16 protein-coding genes are annotated in these 23,289 nt (G+C 71.4%); 7 read left to right on the top strand and 9 right to left on the bottom strand.

The features are described from left to right. Positions 1 to 79: 79 nt before the first annotated feature. The 3 genes from ACH4U8_RS29790 to ACH4U8_RS29780 all read right to left on the bottom strand — a co-directional run bounded on the left by ACH4U8_RS29790 (position 80) and on the right by ACH4U8_RS29780 (position 4,780). Positions 80 to 3,445: a serine hydrolase gene (locus ACH4U8_RS29790; RefSeq protein ID WP_395781372.1), complete on the bottom strand. Its 3,366-nt coding sequence runs from the start codon at positions 3,443 to 3,445 to the stop codon at positions 80 to 82. A gap of 321 nt (positions 3,446 to 3,766) precedes the next feature. Then, positions 3,767 to 4,306: a GNAT family protein gene (locus tag ACH4U8_RS29785; protein ID WP_360324495.1), complete on the bottom strand. Its 540-nt coding sequence runs from the start codon at positions 4,304 to 4,306 to the stop codon at positions 3,767 to 3,769. A gap of 171 nt (positions 4,307 to 4,477) precedes the next feature. Next, positions 4,478 to 4,780 (bottom strand): hypothetical protein, encoded by a 303-nt coding sequence (locus ACH4U8_RS29780; RefSeq protein WP_395781370.1) that lies wholly within the window; start codon positions 4,778 to 4,780, stop codon positions 4,478 to 4,480. A gap of 363 nt (positions 4,781 to 5,143) precedes the next feature. Here ACH4U8_RS29780 and efeU point away from each other — a divergent pair, with 363 nt between their 5' ends. The 3 genes from efeU (at position 5,144) to ACH4U8_RS29765 (ending at position 9,436) form a co-directional block, all read left to right on the top strand. Beyond that, positions 5,144 to 5,989, top strand: a complete 846-nt coding sequence (efeU, locus tag ACH4U8_RS29775; protein ID WP_395781512.1) for an iron uptake transporter permease EfeU — start codon at positions 5,144 to 5,146, stop codon at positions 5,987 to 5,989. A 147-nt stretch (positions 5,990 to 6,136) separates the two neighbouring features. After that, positions 6,137 to 8,023, top strand: a complete 1,887-nt coding sequence (gene nhaA, locus ACH4U8_RS29770) for a Na+/H+ antiporter NhaA (protein ID WP_379990444.1) — start codon at positions 6,137 to 6,139, stop codon at positions 8,021 to 8,023. Positions 8,024 to 8,230: 207 nt separating this feature from the next. Next, entirely contained in the window at positions 8,231 to 9,436 is a 1,206-nt protein-coding gene (locus tag ACH4U8_RS29765; protein ID WP_360324315.1) for a methyltransferase domain-containing protein, read from the top strand. A 56-nt stretch (positions 9,437 to 9,492) separates the two neighbouring features. On the opposite strand, the gene ACH4U8_RS29760 is transcribed toward ACH4U8_RS29765, so the two are convergent. After that, complete coding sequence (locus tag ACH4U8_RS29760) at positions 9,493 to 10,302, bottom strand: alpha/beta fold hydrolase (protein ID WP_360324317.1); 810 nt, start codon at positions 10,300 to 10,302, stop codon at positions 9,493 to 9,495. Between the two features lie 363 nt (positions 10,303 to 10,665). Here ACH4U8_RS29760 and ACH4U8_RS29755 point away from each other — a divergent pair, with 363 nt between their 5' ends. After that, complete coding sequence (locus tag ACH4U8_RS29755) at positions 10,666 to 10,884, top strand: hypothetical protein (protein ID WP_360324319.1); 219 nt, start codon at positions 10,666 to 10,668, stop codon at positions 10,882 to 10,884. Between the two features lie 132 nt (positions 10,885 to 11,016). On the opposite strand, the gene ACH4U8_RS29750 is transcribed toward ACH4U8_RS29755, so the two are convergent. Beyond that, entirely contained in the window at positions 11,017 to 12,111 is a 1,095-nt protein-coding gene (locus ACH4U8_RS29750; protein ID WP_360324337.1) for a chitinase, read from the bottom strand. Positions 12,112 to 12,536: 425 nt separating this feature from the next. Between ACH4U8_RS29750 and ACH4U8_RS29745 the strand changes: the two genes are divergently transcribed. Next, entirely contained in the window at positions 12,537 to 14,087 is a 1,551-nt protein-coding gene (locus tag ACH4U8_RS29745) for a flavin-containing monooxygenase (RefSeq protein WP_395781368.1), read from the top strand. Here ACH4U8_RS29745 and ACH4U8_RS29740 read toward each other — a convergent pair. Together ACH4U8_RS29740 and ACH4U8_RS29735 are read right to left on the bottom strand one after the other, a co-directional pair. Then, on the bottom strand, positions 14,057 to 15,289 hold the full coding sequence (locus ACH4U8_RS29740; RefSeq protein WP_395781366.1) for a styrene monooxygenase/indole monooxygenase family protein: 1,233 nt from the start codon (positions 15,287 to 15,289) through the stop codon (positions 14,057 to 14,059). The genes ACH4U8_RS29745 and ACH4U8_RS29740 overlap by 31 nt on opposite strands. Positions 15,290 to 15,528: 239 nt before the next feature. Continuing rightward, positions 15,529 to 18,036 carry a CRISPR-associated endonuclease Cas3'' gene (locus ACH4U8_RS29735; RefSeq protein ID WP_395781364.1) on the bottom strand — a complete coding sequence of 836 codons (2,508 nt, stop codon included), beginning with the start codon at positions 18,034 to 18,036 and terminating at the stop codon, positions 15,529 to 15,531. A 281-nt stretch (positions 18,037 to 18,317) separates the two neighbouring features. Between ACH4U8_RS29735 and ACH4U8_RS29730 the strand changes: the two genes are divergently transcribed. Beyond that, positions 18,318 to 19,490, top strand: a complete 1,173-nt coding sequence (locus ACH4U8_RS29730) for a MalY/PatB family protein (protein ID WP_395781362.1) — start codon at positions 18,318 to 18,320, stop codon at positions 19,488 to 19,490. A 34-nt stretch (positions 19,491 to 19,524) separates the two neighbouring features. Here the strand turns inward: ACH4U8_RS29730 and ACH4U8_RS29725 are convergent, their stop codons facing one another. Further along, positions 19,525 to 20,103, bottom strand: coding sequence for a hypothetical protein (locus tag ACH4U8_RS29725; protein WP_360324329.1), 579 nt, complete (start codon positions 20,101 to 20,103; stop codon positions 19,525 to 19,527). Between the two features lie 82 nt (positions 20,104 to 20,185). Further along, the gene (locus tag ACH4U8_RS29720; RefSeq protein ID WP_395781360.1) at positions 20,186 to 20,350 is read right to left on the bottom strand and encodes a PadR family transcriptional regulator; all 165 of its coding nucleotides are present in this window, start codon (positions 20,348 to 20,350) and stop codon (positions 20,186 to 20,188) included. A 303-nt stretch (positions 20,351 to 20,653) separates the two neighbouring features. Here ACH4U8_RS29720 and ACH4U8_RS29715 point away from each other — a divergent pair, with 303 nt between their 5' ends. Continuing rightward, a complete protein-coding gene (locus ACH4U8_RS29715; RefSeq protein ID WP_360324333.1) occupies positions 20,654 to 22,966 on the top strand; it encodes a glycosyl hydrolase family 18 protein in 2,313 nt (770 codons plus the stop codon). The last annotated feature ends 323 nt before the right edge of the window (positions 22,967 to 23,289 follow it).

The raw sequence follows: 23,289 nt of genomic DNA, 5'->3' as shown, positions 1-23,289 counted from the left end.
GGGGGAAACGCGGTGCCCGGGACCGCGTCCGGAACGAACGCGGCGTGGGTCGAGATCGGGATCGGGGCCGAGCCGGGCGTCAGCCCACGCGCGGGGTGACCTGACCCATGAACAGGTAGGGCTCGCCGGTCGCCAGAGCGCCGAAAGTCACCTGACGCCAGATCGCCGATCCGGGCTCCCGGATCGCGAACAGGTTCTCCGCCACCGCGACCAGCGGCATCTCCCGCACCGCGTTGGGCAACGTGTCGGCCAGGTCCCCGGTCATCCGGATCCGCAACACCAGACCCTCGGCGGTGCTCGCCACCTCCATGCGCTGCATGGCCCGCTCGTACACGCCGACGTAGCGGTCCGCATCGAACGCCGGCGGTTCGGCGGGCGGGGCGAACGAGGCGGGCAGGGCTACCTGCGCGACCTCGGCGAAGATCTCCCGGTACAGGTCCTCGTACAGCTCCGGCGCCTCGCCACCGTTGGTCAACAGCGCTACCGCCAGGCCCAGTTCGGGCAGGGTGCGGAGGAACGCGTACTGCCCGATGGTGCCGCCGTCGTGGCCGAACACCTCGTGGCCGTCCCATTGGTAGCGGTGCCAACCCAGGCCCCACGACGCGTCCATCGCCGCGAGGTCGGACCCCTCGACCTGCTTCTCCCGCATCGCCAAAGCGTGTTCGGCGCCCAGGAGTCGAGTGCCGTCGGCGGTCGCGCCGTCGGTCAGGTGCAGCCGGGCGAATTGCAGCAGCTCCGCCGAGGTGGAACCGATCAGACCGGCGGGTCCGGCCGAGCGGGGCAACATCCACACCGGCGCGACGACGGGAGCCCCGCCGTCCTCGGAGATGTGACCGACCGCGGCCCGCAGCAGCAGTGCCTCCTCGGGCAGCGTGATGGTGCGTTCCAGGCCCAGCGGCCCGCTGAGGCGCTCGTGCAGCACCTGGTCCCAGGTCTTGCCGGTGACGTGCTCGATCACCCGTCCGGCCAGCGTGAAGCCGGAGTTGCAGTAGGACCAGGCCGCGCCGGGCGGAAACACCTGGGTGGCGTCGACGAGTTGCGCCACGTATGCGGCCAGACAGTCGTCCCCGCGCCCGGTGTCGATGAACCGGTCGCCCTCGATGCCGCTGGTGTGGGTGAGCAGGTGGCGCATGGTGATCTGCTTGGCGAGTTCCGGGTCGGACAACCGCAGTTCGGGCAGCACCTCGGCCAACGGCTGGTCCAGGTCCAGCAGTCCGTCCTCGACCAGTTGCATGACCAGCGTCGTGGTCCACACCTTGGTGATCGAGCCGATCTGGAACACCGTGTCGGTGGTCACCGGGACGCCGGTGTTCACGTTGAGCACGCCGTGCGCGGCCTCGACCAGGTCGTCCGCCGCGTGCTCGTCCAGGCGCAGGATGCCCAGGGTCGCCCCGGGGACACCGTGGCGCTCGGCCAGCGTGGACAGCCGGCGCTGCCAGTGCGCCGCGTCCAGCGGGGCCGGCCGGGTGCGACCGGTGGATCCGGCGTACTGCTCGACCCAGTCGACGATCCGACGGTTCCAGTCCAGTCGGTGCGAGGGCCGGCCGGAGAGGATGAACAGGTGCGACCCGCCGGGGTAGAGCACCAGCCGGGTGGGCACGTTCCGCTGGCGCAGCGCGCCGAACCACTGCTGGGCCTGGCCCAGCGGGCACCGTACGTCGGCACCGCCCTGCACGATCAGCGTGGGCGTGTCCACGTCGCCTACCTTGGCGAACGGGTTCAGCCGGGTGTACAGCTCGGGATCGTCCCACGGGGTGCCGCCGAACTCGGCGTGGGACATGTAGGCGCCCAGGTCGGAGGTGCCGGGCATGCTGTTCAGGTCGCTGACCACACCGCCCGCGACGGCCGCCGCGAAGCGCTTGTCGCGGCTGGTGAGGTAGCAGGTCATGTAGCCGCCGTAGCTGTAGCCGGAGACGGCCAGCCGCCGCGGGTCGGCGGTGCCCTCGGCGACCAGTTCGTCCAGCGGCTCCAGGAAGTCCGGCGCGTCCGACTCGCCCCACTTGCCGACGGTGGAGGCGAAGAAGTCCTCGCCGTAGCCGTCGCTGGCGCGCGGGTTGAGCAGCAGGATGGTCCAGCCGCGCTCGGCCAGTACCTGGTGGTAGAGGTGCACCGGGTCGGCCGCTCCGCTCCACGCGTTGTGCGGGCCGCCGTGGATGTCCATCAGCACCGGCGAGGGGCCGGTGGTCCTGGGGTCGCGCAGCAGCCGGCCGTGCACGACGGTGCCGTCGGAGATGGTGAACCGGCGGTCGACCAGGGTGAGCAGTTCGACGTCCGGCAGGGACTGCGCGCCGTGCGCGGTGAGCACCCGCTCGGTGCCGTCGGCCGGGTCCACCAGCGCGACCTCGGCGTACGAGGACGGGGTGGACAGCACGATCGCGACCGGGCCGGGGGTCCGGGGCACGGAGAGGCCGGAGACGCAGCGGCCGGTACCGCCGAGCACCAGACGTGTGGCGCCGTTTTCGAGGTCGAGCGCGTACAGGTGGGTGTTGCCCTCCTCGCGGAGGCAGAACAGGAGTTCGCGATCCCCGGGCGTGGTCTGCGGCAACGCGCCCGGGTAGCCGGCGCCGCCGGGCATCACGTTGCGGTCCAGGGCACCGACGAGATCCTCGGTGGGGCCGCCGGCGAGCGGCACGCGCAACATGCGGGTGTGCCCGGTGCGGGTGTGCTCGGTGCCCAGCACCAACAGGGACTCGCCGTCGGGGGTCCAGCCGACCCAGCCGGCCATGCCGTCCGCGGAGCCGACCCGTTCGGCCGGCGCACCGGGAGTGGACACGTCGACGACGTAGGCCGCGGATTGCATGGTCAGGTCCGCGTCCGTGCCCAAACCGGCGCCGTAGGCCAGCCGTCGTCCGTCCGGCGACCAGGTCGGGTCGGTCGCGTGCCAGTCGCCCTCGGTGACCCGGGTGACCTCGCCGGAGGCCAGGTCGAGCACGTGCACGTGGTTGCGCAGGGTGCCCAGCAGGCCCGCGCCGTCCGCCTGGTAGTCCGCCCTGTCGATGACCATCGGCGCGTTCGCCCGGGCGGCCCGCGCGGCGTCGTCCTCGCCCGCGACGGCGTGGATGTCGATCACGGCGCCGAACGCCAGGCGGGTCCCGTCGGGGCTCCACACCGGTTGGCCGGCGCCCATCGGCAGGCTGGTCAGCTTGCGCGGCTCGGCGCCGTCCAGCGGCAGCTCCCATACCTGCGGCGGGCCGTCGACCGCGCGCAGGAACACGACACGGGTGCCGTCCGGCGACCACACGGGGGTGCTGTCCGAGGGGCCCTGGGTGAGCTGTTCCGGCTCGCCGCCACCCGAGGCGACCTGCCACAGGCTGCGTACGTCGCGGTCCGCATCCGGATCGACGCGGACCAGGGTGTACAGCACCCGGGTGCCGTCGGGGGAGATCGCCGGCTGCGCGGGCAGTGCGATCGCGGTCAGGTCGTCCAGACGCAGACGTCGTGTCATGGCTTGCTCCATCCTGGTCGGCCCGTCCCGGTCGCCGCCCGGGTCGGTCCGGTACCGGGTACGCCCGGCTACGAACCGGGACGGCGAGTCTCCGATCGACGCCGAAACCGAACCGCCCGTCGCGCGGGGTGACCGCGAGGGAGGGTGTCGGCGTTCGTCGGTGGTGTCGAAGTCTTTCGCGGCGCTGGCCCGACGCTAGCCCGGTGCGAACGCGGTGGACTTCGTGGGCACGGACCAAGGACCACCGCGCTTTCGGTGCCATCCCACCAGGCGCGGGCTCGGCCCAGCGGGTAGATGCGCGGGGCCCGGCCGACGAGTGCGCTAGCCGGGTCCGTCGGCCGGCGCCGCGAGCTCGTCGCGCAGGATGCTGTAGAAGACCGTGTCGCGCCATCGACCGTCGCGGAAGGTGTAGGCACGCGCCACGCCTTCGCGGGTGAAGCCGACCTTTTCCAGGGCGCGTTGCTCGGCGATGTTGTCCACCTCGGTGCCGGCCTCGATCCGGGCCACCTGGGTGTGGGCGAACAGGTAGCGCACCAGCAGGAGTTGGGCTCGGGTGCCGATCCCTCGGCCGCGCGCCTCGGGGAACAGGTTGATGCCGACGTTCCAGCAGTGCGAGGTGCGCGACGTGACGATCCTGCGCCAGGCCACGAAACCTGCGACCTCCGGGCCGCAGACCACCGGCAACAATCCCTGGTCGTCGCCGAGCAGGCCGTTCTCCGCCCACCTGCGCCGCCAACCGTTCGGATCCGACCAGCCGTACCAGCCGAACGGGCCGGCCGCGTCGGGATCGATCAGGAAGCGTTCGAGAAGGGGTATGTCCGCTTCCGCCGCGGGGCGCAAGGACACCTGGTCGCCACTCATGAGCCGACTCCGTCCGGTCGTCACCTGCACCGGCACCGGGCCGGACCGGCAGCGTACGAAGCCGGTGTCCCGGGGACGCGATGGGTGCGGTTGGTCAAGGCAGCCGACACTACCCGCGGCGCCGACCGGGCAGCGCTTCGCTGCACCGGTACGTCATCGCGGATCGCCTCGTCACGAACGGGAATGCGGCGGATCCGATTCGGGGCGGTTGGCCAGCAGGCGACGCACCCGGGCACGGAAGGAAGGCCCGGATCCGTCGGGCGCCGGCCGCTCGGCCACCGGATCCGGCGTCGACTCGCTCCATCGACGGGCCTGCCACACCAGGGCGGCCAAATCGTCGGCACCGGGCTCCCGGGATGCATCGCTCTGCGTCATGCCGAGCCGCTGCCCGCCCCGGGAGGCCCGCACGGCTGCCGAATGATCACGAATGCGCGACATATCCATAACAACGCCGAAATCCGCCTTGCCAGACAAGCGCTTCGGCGACCCCGCCGCCGGCCTTCGGCGGCGGATCCCGACACCGAACTCCCCCGAATCATCGCGAGGTTGCGAACTCCGCACCCCGGCTCGGTCGTTCCTGCGGGCCTGCTCCCGCCTCCCGGCGACGGTCCGCAGACGGGCGCGGTGCGGGCAGGTGACGTGCGCGCGGGTGGGGTGCACGGGTGGGATGGATGGGCGCAGGCCGGGTGGGGTGACGTGGTGGAGGTGGGGTGCGGGAAGTCCCCGGTCCGGCATGTTCCGCATGACGCACGCCATGTTGACGGCCCGTTCGGGCGAGTGCTTTGGTAAGGCTCGCCTGATTCCGAAATGTGTTCGAATTCCTGAGTGGGGTTACCCGTGTTCGCCAACTACCTGATAGGTCTGCGCGAGGGCCTGGAGGCGGCCCTGGTGGTCAGCATCCTGATCGCCTATCTCGTCAAGAGCGAGCGCCGGGACGCGTTGCCGGCCGTGTGGCTGGGGGTGGCCGCCGCGGTGGCGCTGAGCGTCGCGCTGGAGGCGACCCTCGAACTGACCTCCGCCGAGATGACGTTCAGGCAACAGGAACTCTTCGGCGGCTCCCTGTCGATCGTCGCCGTCCTGCTGGTCACCTGGATGATCTTCTGGATGCGACGCACCTCGCACGCCCTCAGGGCCGAGCTCCAGGGCCGACTCGACCACGCCCTGTCCATGGGCACCGGCGCACTCGTCCTCACCGCGTTCCTGTCCGTGGGCCGCGAAGGACTGGAGACCGCCGTCATCGTCTGGGGCACCGCCCGCTCCACCGGCGAGAACACCGAACCCATGATCGGCGTCGCCCTCGGCCTGGCCACCGCCGTCGTCCTCGGCTACCTCTTCTACGCCGGCGCCGTCCGCATCAACCTCGCCAAATTCTTCCTGTGGACCGGCGCCGGCCTCGTCGTCGTCGCCGCCGGCGTCCTCGCCTACGGCGTCCACGACCTCCAGGAGGCCGACCACCTCCCCGGCCTGACCGACCGCGCCTTCGACATCAGCGACACCATCCCCCCCGACAGCTGGTACGGCACCCTCCTCAAGGGCATCCTCAACTTCCAACCCGACCCCACCGTCCTGCAGACCACCGTCTGGCTCCTCTACCTCGTCCCCGTCATGGCCCTGTTCCTCCTGCTCCCCAAGGGCGGCACCAAGACCCGGACACCGACCCCGCAGGAAACCACCGCCGGCTGACCCGCCAACCGACCCGGCCCCGGCAAACCCCGGCGGCGAGTGGCAGGCGGGCGCCGGTTGGTGTGGCGGGATGATCATCGCCGCACGGTGGGCGGTATCGTCTGATTCGCTTCCGTCGGGGGGCTTGGCACAACAGGGGGCATTCGCATGGCGCAGGCGTCCGGCGACGGGGATCTGTCGGGGCAGTCGCTGGACGAGGGCGGGGCCCGCACCGCGCGCTGGGCGTTCATCCGGACCGAGAGCGGCAGCGCGACCGTGTTGCTCGCCGCCACCCTGGTCGCGCTGGCCTGGGCGAACATCGGCGCCGACTCCTACGAATCGCTCTGGCACACCCACCTGTCGGTGCGGCTCGGCGACTCCGGCGTGTCCCTGGACCTGCGCGAGTGGGTCAACAGCGGGCTGATGACGCTGTTCTTCTTCGTGGTCGGCCTGGAGGCCCGACGCGAGTTCGACATGGGCGAACTGCGCGAACGGCGCCGGTTGACCCTGCCGTTGCTGGCCGGCCTCAGCGGCATGGCGGTGCCGGTGCTGATCTATCTGGCGATCAACGCGGGCGAATCCTCGGTGCACGGCTGGGGCGCCGCGATGTCCACCGACACGGCCTTCGCGCTGGGCATGCTCGCCCTGCTCGGCAACCGCTTCCCCCGCCGGCTGCACACCTTCATCCTGACCGTCGCCGTGGTCGACGACTTCCTCGCGCTGGTGGTGATCGCGATCGCCTACAGCGACCACATCGACGTGCCGGCGCTGCTGGTGGCGCTCGCGCTGCTCGTGGTGATCGTGCTGGTGCGCACCGCGAAGGTGCGGCGCGGCAGCGCGTACGGCGTGCTCGGGGTGATCACCTGGGTCGCGGTGCTCAAGTCGGGCGTGGACCCGGTGGTGGTGGGCCTGGTGATGGGCCTGTTGACCTTCGCCTACCCGGCGTCGCGGGCCGAATTGGAGCGGGCCACCGGCCTGTTCCGCTCCTTCCGCGAGCAGCCCACGCCGGAGTTGGAACGCAGCGCCCGGCTGGGCATGGCCGCGGCCCTGTCGCCGAACGAGCGCCTGCAGCGGATGTACCACCCGTGGACCAGCTATGTGATCGTGCCGCTGTTCGCGCTGGCCAACGCCGGCATCACGCTCGACGCCGGGCTGATCTCCCGGGCCTACACCTCGCCGGTGACGCTGGGCATCCTGTTCGGCTACGTGGTGGGCAAGCCGGTGGGCGTCATCGGCGTCGCCGCGCTGACCACCCGGCTCAGTCGCGGCCGGCTGCGGCCGCCGGTCGGCTGGGGTGCCGTGGTCGGCGGTGGCACGATCGCCGGCGTGGGCTTCACCGTGTCGTTGCTGATCGCCACGCTGGCCTTCGAGGGGGATCGGCTCGACGAGGCCAAGGTGGGCGTACTCAGCGCGGTGGTCTGCTCGTTCGTGCTGACCTGGCTGGTCTCGGTGGTGATCGCCGCGATGCCGCGCCCGGCCCGCTCGCGGGCACTGCTCGGCACCGCGCAGAGCCTGGTCGACCTGGCCGTGCCGGTGGATCCCGAGCGCGACCACATTCGCGGTCCGATCGACGCCCCGGTGACGCTGGTGGAGTACGGCGACTTCGAATGCCCCTACTGCGGTCTGGCCGAGCCGGTGGTGCGCGAACTGCTCGCCGACTTCGGCGACGTGCGCTACGTGTGGCGCCATCTGCCGCTGCCGGACGTGCATCCCCGGGCCCGGCTCGCCGCGATCGCCGCCGAGGCCGCCGCCGAGCAGGGCGCGTTCTGGGAGATGCTCGACCACCTGCTGGAGAACCAGGACGCGCTCAAGCCCGGCGATCTGGTCGAGCACGCCCAAACCCTGGGACTGGACGTGGCGGAGTTCCGGATCGCCTTGCGTGCCCACCGCGGCGCCGACCGGGTGACCGAGGACGAGGAGTCGGCCGACCTGAGCGGGGTCTCCGGCACCCCCACCTTCTTCGTCAACGGCCGTCGACACCACGGCCCGTACGACATCGACGGACTCACCGCCGCGGTACACGCGGCCAAGGAACGCGCGTTGATGGACCGCTGAGCGGGCGGGGGCCGCCGGCACATTCGAGGGGCCGGATCGGCCGGACCCGGGCACTCCTGCGGGGGTTGCTTCGTTGGCACGGCAAGTTCCTTGAGCGCCTTGACGCTTACGCTTCGAGGTTTCTAGGGTGCGGTGCGTAGTCATCCTCCTGAAAGGTTGGTTCGCGATGCACGGTCAGTCCGTCTTATCCGATCGACGGTTCGTGTCATGACGGTGGGGCCCGACACACTCACGGCCCTCCTGAAGGGCAAGGACGTTCTTCCGGCGGGCTGGGAATCGGTGTTCGGCATGGTGGCCCGCGAGGACTTCGTCCCCGCCCGGATCTGGCCCGACGACAGCGACGCGCCGGTGGACCGCGATCGCGATCCGGAGGCGTGGCGCCGGGCGGTCTACTCGGATCGGGCACTGGTGACCCAGTGGGACGACGGCCGGCACACCGGCAGCACCGCCGGGACGTTGGCCACCTCGTCGGCGTCCACGCCGTCCACGCTCGCCGAGATGCTCTACGACCTGGACGCGGCACCGGGCATGCGGGTGTTGGAGGTCGGCACCGGGACCGGCTACAGCGCCGGCCTGTTGGCGGCGCGCGGCTGCCGGGTGACCTCGATCGAGGTCGACCCGCAACTGGCCCACCGGGCCCGGGAGAACCTGGCCGCCGCCGGATTCGGCGATCTCGTCGAGGTGATCACCGGCGACGGCACGCTCGGCCACCCGGCGGGCGGCCCGTACGAACGCATCCAAGTCACCGCGGGGGTCCGGCGCGTGCCGCCCGCGTGGGTCGAACAGGCCGCGCCCGGTGCGGTGATCGTGCTGCCCTGGGGCACCGACTACGGCAGCGGCGACTGCGCGCTGCGCCTGGTGGTCGACCCGGATCGGCGCGCCGCGAGCGGGCCGTTCACGCTGGCCACCGCGTTCATGAAGCTGCGCGCGCATCGCCCGCACTGGGGCAGGTACGGCGGCGCGGCGCTGCCCGAGGACTGGGCCGCCTACGCGCAGCCGACCACCAGCACACTCGGCTACGACGACGTGGTGGGCGGCCCGTTCGACCCGGTGGCGCTGGTGCTGGGTCTGTGTGTGCCCGATTGCCTGGCCCGGCCGGTGTTGCACGGCGCGCTCGGCGGCACGTTGTGGCTCTACGGCGCCGACACCGGGCACGGGCACTCGATCGCCGCCGCGCACTTCGCCGCCCAAGACCCGCCGACGATCCGCCAGTCCGGCCCGCGCCGGTTGTGGGACGAGGTCGAGGCGACCTGGCACTGGTGGTATTCCCGGGGGCGGCCCACCATCCACGACTTCGGCCTCACCGTACAACTCGGCGACGGCGACACGGTGGAGCAACAACCGTGGTACCGCTCCCCCGACCATCCTCTCCTCGCGCCGGCCCACGACTGGGCGCCGCCCGCGGCCCGTTGACCCGGCCGAGCCCGCTCGGCGCCGCCGCGCCGGGGCCGAGCACCGTCTTCGACGGGTCACGTGCGGGGGAAGCCGGCGTCGGCGAGCCAGCTCAGCGAGGCGTCCGCGATCTCGGGCCAGCCGTGATCGAGGATCAGCGAGTGTCCCCGGTCCTCGAAGCAGCGATACTCGGTGGTGGCCCGGGACTTGGCGTACCGCTTGAAGGTGGCGCGGGTCAGCACGTCGGGCACCGTGTGGTCGGCCTTGCCGGACAGCAGCAGCAGCGGTCCGCGCGACTGGTTCTCGGTGGCCACCTTGGCGGCCGAGTTCGGGGTGACGTTGCCCAGCGTCAACTGGAAGAGCGGCCGGGCCGGGCTGGGGATCGTCCAGGCCGCGAACAGGTCCTCGGACTCCTTGAGCGGGACGGTGTTGGCGAAGGCGTAGCGGAAGCGGGCCTGATTCAGCGACACCACACGCTTGATGTTGGCCGGGTTGCGCAGGAACGCGAAGGTCGACTTCGCCTGGGCCGGACCGACCGCCTTGACCCCCTTGATCGGAGCCGGCGCGATCGCCACGGCCGCTGCGGCGAGCCCCTCGCCCAACAGGTGCTGGGTGATGAAACCGCCGACCGAGTGGCCGATCAGGACGGGCGGGGAGGGCAACTCGCGGATGGCCCGGACATGCGCCTCGGCGATCTCCGCGAGGCCGACGCCGCTCTGTGGCTCCGGCTGTCGGCGCGCCGCCAGGACGGTGTCCGGAACGCCGGGCCACTCCGGCAGCACCGGTTCGAAGCCGGCCTCGCGAAAGCGCTCGGCCCAGGCCCGCCAACTGGTCGAGTGCAACCACAGGCCGTGGATGAACACGACGGGTGTGCGCTTGGTGGTCATGCGTCACCTCGCTCGCGAACGGCTCGATCCGAGGACCGCCGCGGAGACGACCTTCATGGCGGGCGACGGGGCAATCGACGCCGCTCGTCCCGCCGGTCACGCCCGCGACCGGCCGCACGAAGATCCTTTACCGCCACTGTGTCACCGCTGCCGCCCGGGCGCGCGCCGGCTCCCGGGCCCGAGCGGTGGTGGCGGGCGAGAGTCGCCGATGGGCTTGGGGTAAGGTTTCTACAGATGTGTAGAAGCCTGGTTTCGGCGGATTCGACTCGGTCGAGACCGCTCCGTCGCCTGCGGATCAGGGGTGGAACTGTGCTGAATGATCATCGAGAGCGGTCCACGGCCGACGGCCCGGAGACCCAGTGGGTGCAAGCTCCTCCGGAGGAGGAGATCCGCCGCGTCTACGAGCCGGTGGAGATCCGTAATCGCGACGGCAGTTGGGCACTCGGGCGGATCAACGCCCGCTGGCACGGCGACCGGGGCCAGGACTGGTGCCGACTGCGCATCGTGGGCAGCGACCGCCCGGCCCGCTGGGTGCCGTTCGATCCGGACGTGTTCGTCGAATTGCAGATCGACGGGACCTGACGCCACCACCGGCACCGCTCGGCGAACCCCGGACATGGCCCCGGGGCCGACGCGGCGTGTGCGTCGACCCCGGGCCGCAGCGGCGGTCTGCGGTCTCTGCCGTCGGCGACCCCGCAGGGCCCCGACGTGGCATCAGCGGCCCTGGAGGGCCTTGACGTTGTTGCCGAAGGACCAGCTCTTGGAGCCGTCCCAGTTGATCGACCAGGTCATCAGGCCCTTGAGACCGCCGCTGTAGCGGTTCCACGCCTGGGCGACCTGAGGGGGCGTCATGTAGCCGCCACCGGCGCCCGGTTGCGCGGGCAGCCCGGGGACCTGCTTGTCGAAGGGCACCTTGATCGTGGTGCCCTGGATGACCAGTCCGCGGTTGAGGCAGTCGGTCTGCGCGGTGAAGCCGGCGACCGTGCCGGCGGAGTACGAGTCGCCCGAGCAGCCGTACATGTTGCCGTTGTAGTACTGCATGTTCAGCCACCACAGCCGACCGTTGTCCGCGTACTTCTTCACGATCGGCAGGTACGCGCCCCAGATCGAGCCGTAGACCACGCTGCCGCCGGTGACGTAGGCGGTCTCGGGTGCCATGGTCAGGCCGAAGTTGCTCGGCATCCGGGCCAGGATGCCGTCGATGATGTAGACCAGGTTGGCCTGCGAGGCGGACAGCGTGTTGATGTTGCCGCCGCCGACCAGGCCGGTCTCGATGTCGATGTCGATGCCGTCGAAGTTGTAGGTCTGCAGGATCGGCACGATGGTCGCGATGAACCGGTCCGCGACGGTGCGGGAGTTGAGGTCGATGCCGGCCGCCGCTCCGCCGATGGACATCAGGATGGTGGCACCGGCCTCCTTGGCCTGACACATCTCGGTCGGCGTCGCAACCTTGACGTTCTGGTCCATCCCGTCCTGCCACAGCGCGGTGCCGTCGCCGAGGATGACCGGGAAGGCCGCGTTCAGCACGTTGTAGCCGTGTGCGGCGATCCGCGGGTCGGTGATCGGGGTCCAGCCGAACGGCGGATGCACACCGTTCACCGCACCGTCCCAGTTCTCCCAGTAGCCCTGGAGCACCTTGCCCGCGGGCTTCGACTTGACCGCGCAGGTGCTGCCCACCGACCCGCTCGCGTGCTTGGCCGGCTGCGAAGTGCCGTGTGTTTCGGCGTTGTTCGGTGCGGCCGCGACCGACCCGGCAACCGTGAAGGCGACCGCGACCGCGGCCCCCAGAAGGCGTGACGTGCGACCCATCATGCTCGATTCCCTTTCGGCACTTCGAGCGCGGCCGAGCACGGAAGGGAACGCCCTGCGTGGCACGCCTACCTCCCGGGCGGGGACGGGCCCGGAGACTCACGTGGTGCGATTGCCATGACCGTAAAGTGGTCCAGACCTTCCGGTCAATAGGTCTGGACCACTGGCAAACTCCGGCAAATGCCGCCGACGGTCGGCGGGACGGGGCGGGATGCTGCGCTGCGCGGGCGGGGCTGCCGGGGCGCGGGCGCGGCGCCCGGAGGGAGCGGGTGGGGCGGCGGCGCAGCGCGGGGTGGGCGAGGCGGAGTGGTGGGGTGGGGTGGGGGTGGTTTGGGTGTTCGGTACCGTGGGTTGTCGGGGGTTGGGTTGCGTGTCTCGGGGCTGTGTGTGGTGGGTGACTGTGGGATGGGGGTTGGCGCAGGGTCATGGAACACGTCGACGTCCTGATCGTCGGTGCCGGCATCGCGGGCATCGGCGCCGCCTGCCACCTGCGGCGGCGCTCGCCGGGCAGGTCGGTGCTGATTCTGGAGGGCCGCGAGGCGATCGGCGGGACCTGGGATCTGTTCCGCTATCCCGGCATCCGCTCGGACTCGGACATGCACACCCTGGGCTACTCCTTCCGCCCGTGGGCCGCCGGTGATTCGATCGCCGAGGGCGCGGTGATCCGGGAGTACATCCGGGACACCGCGCGTGAGCACGGCGTGGACCGACTGGTGCGCTTCGGTCACCGGGTGGTGGACGCCGCGTGGTCCGGCGAAACGGGCCGGTGGACGGTTCGGGCGGTGCGGACGCAAGGTGCGGACGGCGCCGGCGACCGCGACGGCGCGACCGAGACCGTGGAGCTGACCTGCTCGTTCCTGTTCGGGTGCACCGGCTACTTCCGCTACGACCAGGGCTACACACCCGAGTTCCCCGGCATCGAGAACTTCGCCGGGCCGGTGGTGCACCCGCAGGCGTGGCCCGAGGACCTGGACCACGCGGACCGTCGGGTGGTGGTGATCGGGAGCGGCGCGACCGCCGTCACCCTGGTCCCGACGCTGGCCCGCACCGCGGCGCACGTGACCATGCTCCAGCGCTCGCCCGGCTACGTCATGGCGTTGTCCAGACGCGACGCGACGGGTGCGCGATTGCGCCGGGTGTTGCCGGATCGGACCGCGTACGCGCTGATCCGGGCCAAGAGCATCGGCATGGCCATGCTCGCCTTCCACCTCTCGCGCCGCGCGCCCACGCTGATGAAGTCGGTGCTGCGCCGGGGCGCGATCCGCCGACTGCCCGAAGGGTACGACGTGGACACCCACTTCGCGCCCCGCTACGACCCATGGGACCAGCGCATGTGTTTCGTCCCGGACGGCGACCTGTTCACCGCCCTGCACGGCGAACGCGCCTCGATCGTCACCGACACGATCGCCGGCTTCACCGAGACGGGCGTGTGCCTGGCGTCCGGCACCGAACTGCCCGCCGACATCGTGGTGTCCGCGACCGGACTGAACCTGCGCATCCTCGGCGGCATCACGCTGCGCGTGGACGAGACCCCGGTCGAACCATCCGAAACCGTGGCCTACAAGGGCATGATGCTCTCCGGCGTGCCCAACTTCGCGTTCGCGATCGGCTACACCAACGCCTCCTGGACGCTCAAGTGCGACCTGGTCGGCGAGTACGTCTGCCGACTGCTGAACCACATGGACGCACACGACCAGCACGTGTGCATACCGCAGGCTCCCTCGGCCGACATGCCGCTGGAGCCGCTGCTCGACCTCGAATCGGGGTACGTGCAGCGCGGTTCCGCGTCGTTGCCCAAGCAGGGGTCGGCCACCCCGTGGCGGCTGCACGAGAACTATCCGCGCGACATGCTGATGCTGCGACACGGCACGGTCCGGGACCGGGGCATGCGCTTCGCGCGGGTCGGCCGGCCGGCCGAGGCCGGTGCCGAGCAGGATCCGCCGGATCAGGCCCGCGCGGCGACCTCGCGCAGATAGGCGTCCGTCCGGTCCGGCTCGTACAGGAAGTTCTCGAAGTCGGCCGGGGTGTCGATGGCTCGGGCCACGCGATCGGCGACCTCTTGGTACTCGTTGCCGGCCGCCAGCAATCGCACCACGTGCTCGGGCGGCGGCGCGAGCAGCGCGGTGGTGAACTTCACCGAGTGCCGGGCGTACGCCCAGAACCGCTCGAAGGTGTCCTGCATCCAGTCCCGGTCGAACGGCTTGTCGCCGTGCTCGACGATCGCGTCCAGGTGGACCGCCGCCGCCCGGGCCGCACTGTTGGCGCCCTGGCCGGTGATCGGGTCGTTCGCCACCACCACGTCGGCGATGCCCAACGCGAGGCCACCCGAGGGCAGTTCGGCCACCGGTCGGCGTACCACCGGGGTGAAGGCGCCGCTGAGCACACCCAGTGCGTCGGTCAACTCGGCGGCCCGGGTGCGCTCGTAGTCCCAGGGCGCGTAGGTGCGGATCAACTCCAGTGTGGACGCCCAGTGTTCCTGCGGATCGCGGACGCCGGTGAAGCGGTCGAACGGGCCGCCGGGGATCGCCTCGACCAGGATGATCTCGCACGGTCCGGACAGCGTGAGGCCGGGCAGGTAGTACAGCTCGCCCAGGCCGGGGATCACGTTCAGGTGCACCGCCTGCAGGCCGACCTCCGGGCGGGGCGTGACGCCGTGCACGTAGGACACCGCCAGGTGTCGCTGCGGCACGGTGTGCACCGAGCGCTCGTGGTCGCGGTCGAACATGGTGACCAGTTCGCCCTTGCCGGCCGCGACGACGACGAGGTCGTAATTCCGGCTGTACCAGTCGATGTCGCCGACCGAGACCGGATGCAGCACCAGATGCCCGCCGCGGCGCGCGAACAGTTCCAGCCAGGTGGACATCTTCACCCGCTGGTCGACCGACTCCGAGCCGCCCATGTCGCCGAGCCAGTCGACGAACGGCACGCCGTCCGGGCCGGGGATGGTGAACCCGGTGGAGGCCAGCTTGGGCACCTGGTCGTCCCACAGGTCCAGGCCCTGGGCGGCCTCCAGGGCCAGTTGCGAGGGGAACATCATCTGGGTCGAGCTGACCCGGCCGGCCCGAATCTCCTCCGGCGTGCGCTCGGTCATCACGGTGACGTCGTAGCCTCGGTCCTGGAGCCCCAACGCGAGCTGAAGCCCGGAGTGGCCGGCGCCGACGATCAGGATCCTGCGCACGAGTGACGCTCCTTCCGGTTCACGGTCGAATGCATGCTATGACCACGCATCTTCCGGTCGGCGGGCGCCCTCACCGGCCGGGTGGCCGGCGGGTGCGGCGCACCAGCGGCGGCAGCACGCGAGCAGCCAGGGGATGGTCGGGTGGCGCAGCGGCGCGATGGCACCCCGGATCGGACGGGCAACGGGCGTTCGAAGCGCATGGCAGGGGCGGCGGGCGGCGGTTCGGCTCGGCTCGGCGGTCAGGGGGATGTGGCCGGCAGGAGGTAGGAGCGGCCGGCGCGGCGGTCCGCGATGCGGACCAGGGCTTCCAGGAAGGCGAGTCGGAAGGGGCCCATGCCCGGAGCGTCGCGCAGCCGCAGAACCCGCTCGGTCCAGGCCGTCGACCGGACCTCGGCACCGGGACCGGGCACGACACCCGCGCGGGCGGCGTCCGCGACGCCGGCCGGGCTCCGGCGGCCGTCCCCGACGCCGTCGGCGAAGAGCACGGTGGGGTCCAGCACGATGGCCGGCACCCACCGGTCGCCGGGCAGTTCGACCGGGCCGAGCCGGTCGCCGACCTCGACGCCGAGCACGCGCGGCACGGTGCGTTCGGCCTCGTCCGGCATCGGCCGCACCGATACCCGGACCTTGCCGTGGTGGGCGGCCACCAGGTAGGTGATCAGTTCGGCGTCCGCCGCGTCGTTCAGCAGGTGTACGTCCGGGTGCAAGAGGGCGAGTGCGGAGACCAGTTCGTGTCGGAAGTGGGCGCGCGAGTGCCGCCCCTGGTCGTGGCCGGATTTCGCCCACGGGCCCGGGCCCGGCGGTTCGGCCCCGGGCGGGCAGTCGTCGCACAACATCGCCTGGAACGCGGCGTGCGCCTTGCCCACGTCGTGGTACCGCCCGGCGACAGCCGCCGATTCGACCAGGTGTCCGGGGATCACGAAGCCGGTCTCGGCCAACTCCCGGGCCACCAGCCGCACGTCACGCTCGACATCGGCCAGGTGTCGAGGCAGGTCGATCCAGCGCTCCGCGCACGGCACCGCCGATTCCTCGGCCGCGCCCGGCTCGTCGTCGAGTGGCACGACCGGCACCGGACCGGGGTGGTGCAACCCCCAGCCCGACGCCACGTCGTAGCAACCCGCGGCGGCGTCGGCCAGCACCACCGCCCCCGGCCGCAGGTCGTCCGCCGTCAACGGTCGGCAGCCGCCGGTGCGATCCAGGGTCCACCACCGGTCCGGCCGGCGGGCCGCCGCGCGAGCCACCTCGCTCGCCGGCGCCGGACAGATCTCCACCCGACGCGGGTACGGTTCGCGGTCCCGGGGACGGCCGTTCGGCCAGTGCCGCCAGGTCACGGCGACGTGCGGATCGGCATCGTCGCGAACCCATCGGGCCACCTCGTCGGCGCCCTCGCCCACCTCGGCATCGACGCCCGGCAGCGTATCGAACAGGCGCAGCAGATCCCCGCGCCGCAACACGTGCCGAACCGGCGTGTCCGCGCCTATCGGTGTCCGCGCCAACCGGGTGCCGGTCACCGCGCACCCCTCCAGACCGATCAACACCCTTGCGGTGCGGCGCAGTTCCGGCTCCGAGTACGGTGCGTGGTGCGCCCCGCCGGCCCCGTCCGTGGGCGGCCACGTCCACAACAGTCGCGCGTCCGGCTCGCGGCCGTCCCGATTGCAGCGCCCGGCCCGCTGGACCAGGGCCGGCCACGAGGCCACTTCGGTCAGCAGCACCCGCGAGGTGATCTCGACGCCGGCCTCCACGACCTGGGTGGCCACCACGATGCGGCCGGCCGCGGCCGGCTCCCGGGCCGATCGTTCGACCAGGACGGCACGTTCGGCCGGGCGCAGCAGCGCGTGCAGGCCGATCAGTTCGGGCGCGGCCGCCCGGCCGGCCACCATCCGGGCCAGCGCCGCCCGGACCGCGCAGGCGCGTTCGTCCGTGTTCAGGATCGCCAGCGTCCGTGTCCCGGGGCGGTGCCGGCGGAGCAACTCCGCGGCCACCGCGTCCGGATAGGACTCGGCGTCGGTGGGCATCGGCGCGAACTCGACGGTGCGGGTCGCCTCCAGCCGCCGGGCCAACTCGGTCCCGACCGGCAGGTCGAGTGCGTTCACCATCCGGGCGACCGTCGGATGGTCCGGGGTGCCCAGTCGGGTCGCGTCGCCGAGCGCCGACATCCACATCGTGGACGAGCCACCGACGGTGCCCAACTCGTCGCGTAGGCCCTGGAGTTGAGCGGAGGTCTCCAGGCCCGTGCCCATCAGGTGCGACTCGTCGAAGACGAACTGGGAGCCGGCGTGCAGCAACCCGAAGGACAGCGGCCAGGACGACCGCCCTTCGCCCCGACCGCGCATCAGCAGCCTGGACAACACCGCGTCCTGGGTGCCGACCAGGACGGCCGGGCGGGCGGGCCGCACCTGCCAGTCGTCGGCCTCGGGTTCGGCCCCGACGGACAACACGTGCACGTCGACGTCCGCACTGTGGCCGAGGCGCTCGATCCACTCGACGACGACCCGACGGGTGTACTCGGTCGACGAACGTTGCGGCAGCACGTAGACCAACCGGCCGGGCGTGGCCCGGCGCACCGCGCGTTTGGGATGCGCCAACCGCCGCCACAGCCAGGGCAGTACGGCCGCGACCGTCTTCCCGCAGCCGGTCGGCGCGCACAGCGCCTGCGGCAACTCGTCGCGGGCCAGCGTCTCCTGGTAGGCGTACGGCGGCGACCCCGTCGCCGTACGCACGAACTCGACGAATGAACGTTCGGCCATCCGGTACCCCCGCACCCCGATGCCCGGCACGCAGCCGGACACCGAGCATCCTGCCGGCCCGTACCGACATCGGCGGGCATATCCCCCGATCCGACCGCACGCGAACGCGATTCGTGCCCGGATCGACCGGCGCGGAGGCGGCTTGCGATCGGCGTGTGATCGGCCGGTGACGCGGTGACGCCACAGCCCGATTCCCCGGCCGAAATCCGGTCGGTGCGCGCCCGCGGCAGCCGATGCGGCGTTCTCCGGCCTCGCCGGACGGGTCGCCTAGGGTGAGACGCATGGAGAGCCTGCCGAAGCACATATCCGACATCGACAACCCGTTGCGCGCGCTCACGCTCGACGTGCTGCGGCAACGCACCAGCGAGAAGTGGCGGGCCTACCCGGCGGACGTGCTCCCGGTGTGGGTGGCCGAGATGGACGTACATCTGGCCGAGCCGGTGGCCCAGGCGATCATCGACGCGGTGCGCCTGGGCGACACCGGATACGCGTCGGGCACCGGCTACGCCCGAGCCCTGGCCGACTTCGCGGCCGAGCGCTGGGGCTGGCAGACCCTGGCCGTGGAGCGCACCGCGATCGTGCCGGACGTGATGCTCGGCGTCGTCGAGATGCTCAAGCTGGTCACCGACCCCGGCGGCCGAGTGATCGTCAACTCGCCGGTCTACCCGCCGTTCTTCATGTTCGTCACGAACCTGGACCGGCGGATCGTCGAGGCGCCGCTCGGCGTGGATCGACGGATCGATTTCGAGGCCCTGGAAGCGGCCTTCCGCACCGCGACCGCGAGCGGGGAGCGGGTCGCCTACCTGCTGTGCAGCCCGCACAACCCGACCGGCACCGTGCACACCGAGGCGGAACTGGCCACCGTGGCCGCGCTGGCCGCCGAGTACGGGGTACGGGTGGTGGTGGACGAGATCCACGCGCCGCTCGCCCCGCCCGACGTGTTCGTGCCGTACCTGCGCGTACCCGGCGCCGAGAGCGGCCTGTCGCTGATGTCCGCGTCCAAGGGCTGGAACCTGGCCGGCCTCAAGGCCGCGCTCGCCGTGGCCGGTCCGGCCGCCGCCGCCGACCTGGCCCGGCTGCCGATCGAGGTGGCGGACGGCCCCAGCCACGTCGGGGTGATCGCGCACACCGCGGCCCTGCGCGACGGCGTGGCCTGGCTCGACGCACTGCTGGCCGGGCTGGCCGAGAACCGGCGGTTGCTGGCCGGGTTGCTCGCCGAGCAGTTGCCGGGCGTGCGGTACACCCCGGCCGAGAGCACCTACCTGGCCTGGTTGGACTGCCGCGAACTGGGCCTGGGCGACCGCCCGGCGGCGCACTTCCTCGAACACGGTCGGGTCGCGCTGACCTGCGGCACCGACTTCGGCACCGGCGGCGCGGGGCACGCCCGGTTCAATCTGGGCACCCACCCGGACATCGTCGCCGAGGCGGTCCGCCGGATGGCCGGCTCGATCTGATCCACGACCGATCGTCGACGCGTCGGCCGGGCCCTCACCGTGGTGGGCGCGGCCCGGCCGCGTACTCCAGGGCGTGCAGGAGGTATACGGCGGAGGCGTCGGTGTGGTCGTGGCGCAGCGCCCACAGGGCGACCTCGGTGGGGAACTGTACGTCGGCGAAGGCGATCACCACGACGCTGCCGTCCAGGAACAACCGGCTGCGGGCGCTGCCCAGGTCGACCCAGGTCGCGGCGACCGCGAGGGCGGCGTCCTCGTCGGCGCACGGCAGGAACGCGTAGCGACCGTCGAGCAGGGCCGCGGGCAGGATCGCCGCGGCGCGGCGGACTTGGGCCAGGTGTTCGTCGAACGCGCGGCGGTGTTCGGGCGCGGACCAGGGCAGGCGGGAGCGCCACAGCAGGCAGGTACACCACGCGAGCACTGCGTCGTCGTCGGGCGCGGCGCCGGTGTCGGGGGGCGGGTCGGCCCGGTCGGGGTGCGGCTCGGTGCGCAGCTCGTGTCGGGCCAGGGTCCGCGCCTCGACCACGTCCTCCGCGTGCCCCCCGTCCGCCGCGTCGGAGTCGGGCCGCCGATTCGGTTCTTCCTCGCTCAACGATCCGCTTCCGTTCTCGATCATCCGTCCACCCCGCCGGACAGCACGGTAGTGCAACCACCCGGCTCCCGGGCGCGGTCCGGGCCGGAGCCGGCCTCCGACTCGTTCACCACCACTTTGCCGTCCCGGACAGTCGCCCCATCGTGGCGTAGACCTGGCCGAAGGCCAGCGGCTTGCCGCGGCCGAAAAACGTGTCGTAGTCCCGCTTGAGGTCGTAGCCGTGACTGGGCTCTCGCTCCAGCAGGCCCAGCAAGGTGAGAGGAACGCTCATGCCGGGTGAATACGCGCTCGGCGTCTACGCCGCGTCCATACGCTCGGAGTACAGGTGGCCGACACCCGCATCGACCCGGTGGATCCGGGCGGATGGGCGGCGATTCGTCCGGCGAACATCAACTATTGACGTCCTGGTCCAGACCAATTACCTTCCAATAGGCGTTTTGGTCCAGACCAATTCGCTATGCGACTGCTTCCTGGTCGCGGTCGATGTCCCCATTCGCCGACCGCGATCACCCCGGTGAGGCGCGCGCGTGCACGGTTCCGTACCGCCCTGTTCCACGCACACAGGGAGAGAGCCATGTCCCCTCACAAGCGCGGATTCCGCTTCCGCAACAGATTCCGGAGCCGGGCCGTTGCCCTGCTCGCCGTCCTCGTCCTGCCCCTGGCCGTGCTCACCGGCCTGCACGCCGGCGCCGCCCAGGCCGCCGGGAAGCTCACCGCGACGTTCTCCATCCAGGACAACGGCTCGTGGTGGAAGGGCACTTACGTCGTGCACAACGGCGGCACCGCCGCCGTGACCGGCTGGCAATTGGAGTTCGACCTGCCGGCCGGCGTCACCGTGACCGGCAACTACTACGGCGACGCCACGGTGACCGGCAGCCATGTCTCGGTCAAGAACGCCTACTACAACGGGACCGTCGCGGCGGGCGGCAGCACCGACCCGTTCAGCTACTGGTTCGTCGGCAACGGCCCGGCCGGGCCGCCCACGCACTGCACGGTCAACGGCGACAAGTGCGACGGCTCGCCCGACGTCCCGCCCAGCGCGCCCGGCGCCCCGCACGCCACCACCGTCACCGCCCACTCGATCGCACTCGGCTGGACCGCCGCGACCGGCGGCGACTACCCGGTGGCCGGCTACGAAGTGGTCTCGGGCGGCGCCACGGTCGCGACCGTGCCGACCGCCTCGGCCACCCTCACCGGCCTCACCCCGGCCACCGCGTACACCTACGCGGTCCGGGCCAAGGACACCCGGGGCAACCTCGGACCGCTCGGCCCACCCGCCACGGTGACCACCGTGGACCCGGCGAGCGATCCGACTCCGCCGACCGCCCCCGGCACCCTGCGCAGCACCGGCAAGACCTCCTCCACCGTCGCGCTGGCCTGGAACGCGTCGACCGACAACGTCGGCGTGGCCGCGTACGACGTCTATCGCGACGGAACCCTGGCCAAGACCGTCCCGGCCGGCACCACGACGGCCACGATCGAGGCCCTGTCCCCGGTCACCAAGTACACCTTCACGGTCAAGGCCCGGGACGCGGCGGACAATTCCTCGCCCGCCTCCAACGCGCTCGACGTCACCACCGACGACATCGCCGGCGCCGGCAAGAACCTGCGGGTCGGCTACTTCGTGCAGTGGGGCATCTACGGCCGGCAGTACTTCGTCAAGAACCTGGACACCTCCGGCTCGGCGGCCAAGCTCGACGTGATCAACTACGCGTTCGAGAACATCGATCCGGTCAACCTGACCTGCATGGCCGGCGTCACCAAGGGCACCACCGCCAACCCGCAGGACCCCGACCAGGGCACCGGCGCGGGCGACGCGGACGCCGACTACGCCCGGCCGATGTCGGCCGCGCAGTCGGTGAACGGGGTGGCCGACGACGGCTGGGCCAAGTTGCGCGGCAACTTCAACCAGCTCAAGCAACTCAAGGCGAAGTACCCGCACTTGAAGGTGGTGGTCTCGCTCGGCGGCTGGACGTACTCCAAGTTCTTCTCGGACGCGGCGGCCACCGAGGCGTCCCGGCAGAAGCTGGTCAAGTCCTGCATCGACATCTGGATCAAGGGCGACCTGCCGGTCTACAACGGCGCGGGCGGGCCGGGCACCGGCGCCGGCATCTTCGACGGGATCGACGTGGACTGGGAGTGGCCCGGCTCGCCCGACGGCCACGCCGGCAACCACTACAACGTCAACGACAAGCAGAACCTGACCCTGCTGCTCGCCGAGTTCCGCAAACAGCTCGACGCAACGGCCGGGCCGCGCAAGCTGCTTACCGCGTTCACCCCGGCCGACCCGGTCAAGGTGAACCAGGGCTGGGACACCTCGAAGATCTTCGACTACCTGGACGTGGCCAACGTCCAGGGCTACGACTTCCACGGCGCGGGCAGCGACAACTCGTGGGAGCCCAACCGCACCGGTGATCAGGCCAATCTGTACACCGACGCGCAGGACCCCTACCCGACCCACTTCAGCATCGACGACGCGGTGAAGATCTACACCGACGCCGGGGTCAATCCGCGCAAGCTCACCATCGGTTTCCCGTTCTACGGCCGAGGTTGGCAGGCCGTCGCCGACGGCGGCGCGCACGGTGAATGGCAGTCGGCGGGTGGCGCGGCGCCCGGCCAGTTCGCCGAGGAGGCCGGCACCAGGGGCTACTCGAACCTGCTTGCCAGTGTGCCCAATCTGACCGTCTACCACGACGAACAATCCGTCTCGACCTACGGCTACACCGGAGCCGGCGGCCAGTGGTGGACGTTCGACGACGCCTGGTCGATCGCCAAGAAGACCGCCTACCTGAAATCCAAGAATCTACTCGGCGCGATGATTTGGGAGATGTCCGGGGATACCGCGAACGGAGCGCTGATCACCGCGCTCGACAACGGGCTCAAGTAGCACGACAGCCGCAACTCGACGCACGTCGAGGCTCGTTCCGTACCGCCGTCCGGGTCCCACCGGGCGGCGGTACGGCCGTTTCGGCCGCTGCCGGGTCGCGGCAGCCAACCACCGAGAAGTCTGGCGCGGGGGCGAATCGGGATGGACACTTCGGGATACATCATGGTGAACACGCCCAGGGGAGGGGATGTTCATGAGCACACCGGACAAGGGTGGCGGGGGATCCGGCAGCGGTGGCGGTGGTTCTTCGTCGTCGAGCTCGTCCAGCTCGTCCAGCTCGTCGGGTTCATCGGGTTCGTCGAGTTCGTCGTCCGCGCCCGTGC

The organism is Embleya sp. NPDC020886 (assembly GCF_044333915.1).
Lineage (GTDB): Bacteria > Actinomycetota > Actinomycetes > Streptomycetales > Streptomycetaceae > Embleya.
Note: the sequence above shows the minus strand (reverse complement) of the source record. Positions and strands in the feature narration are given on the sequence as shown.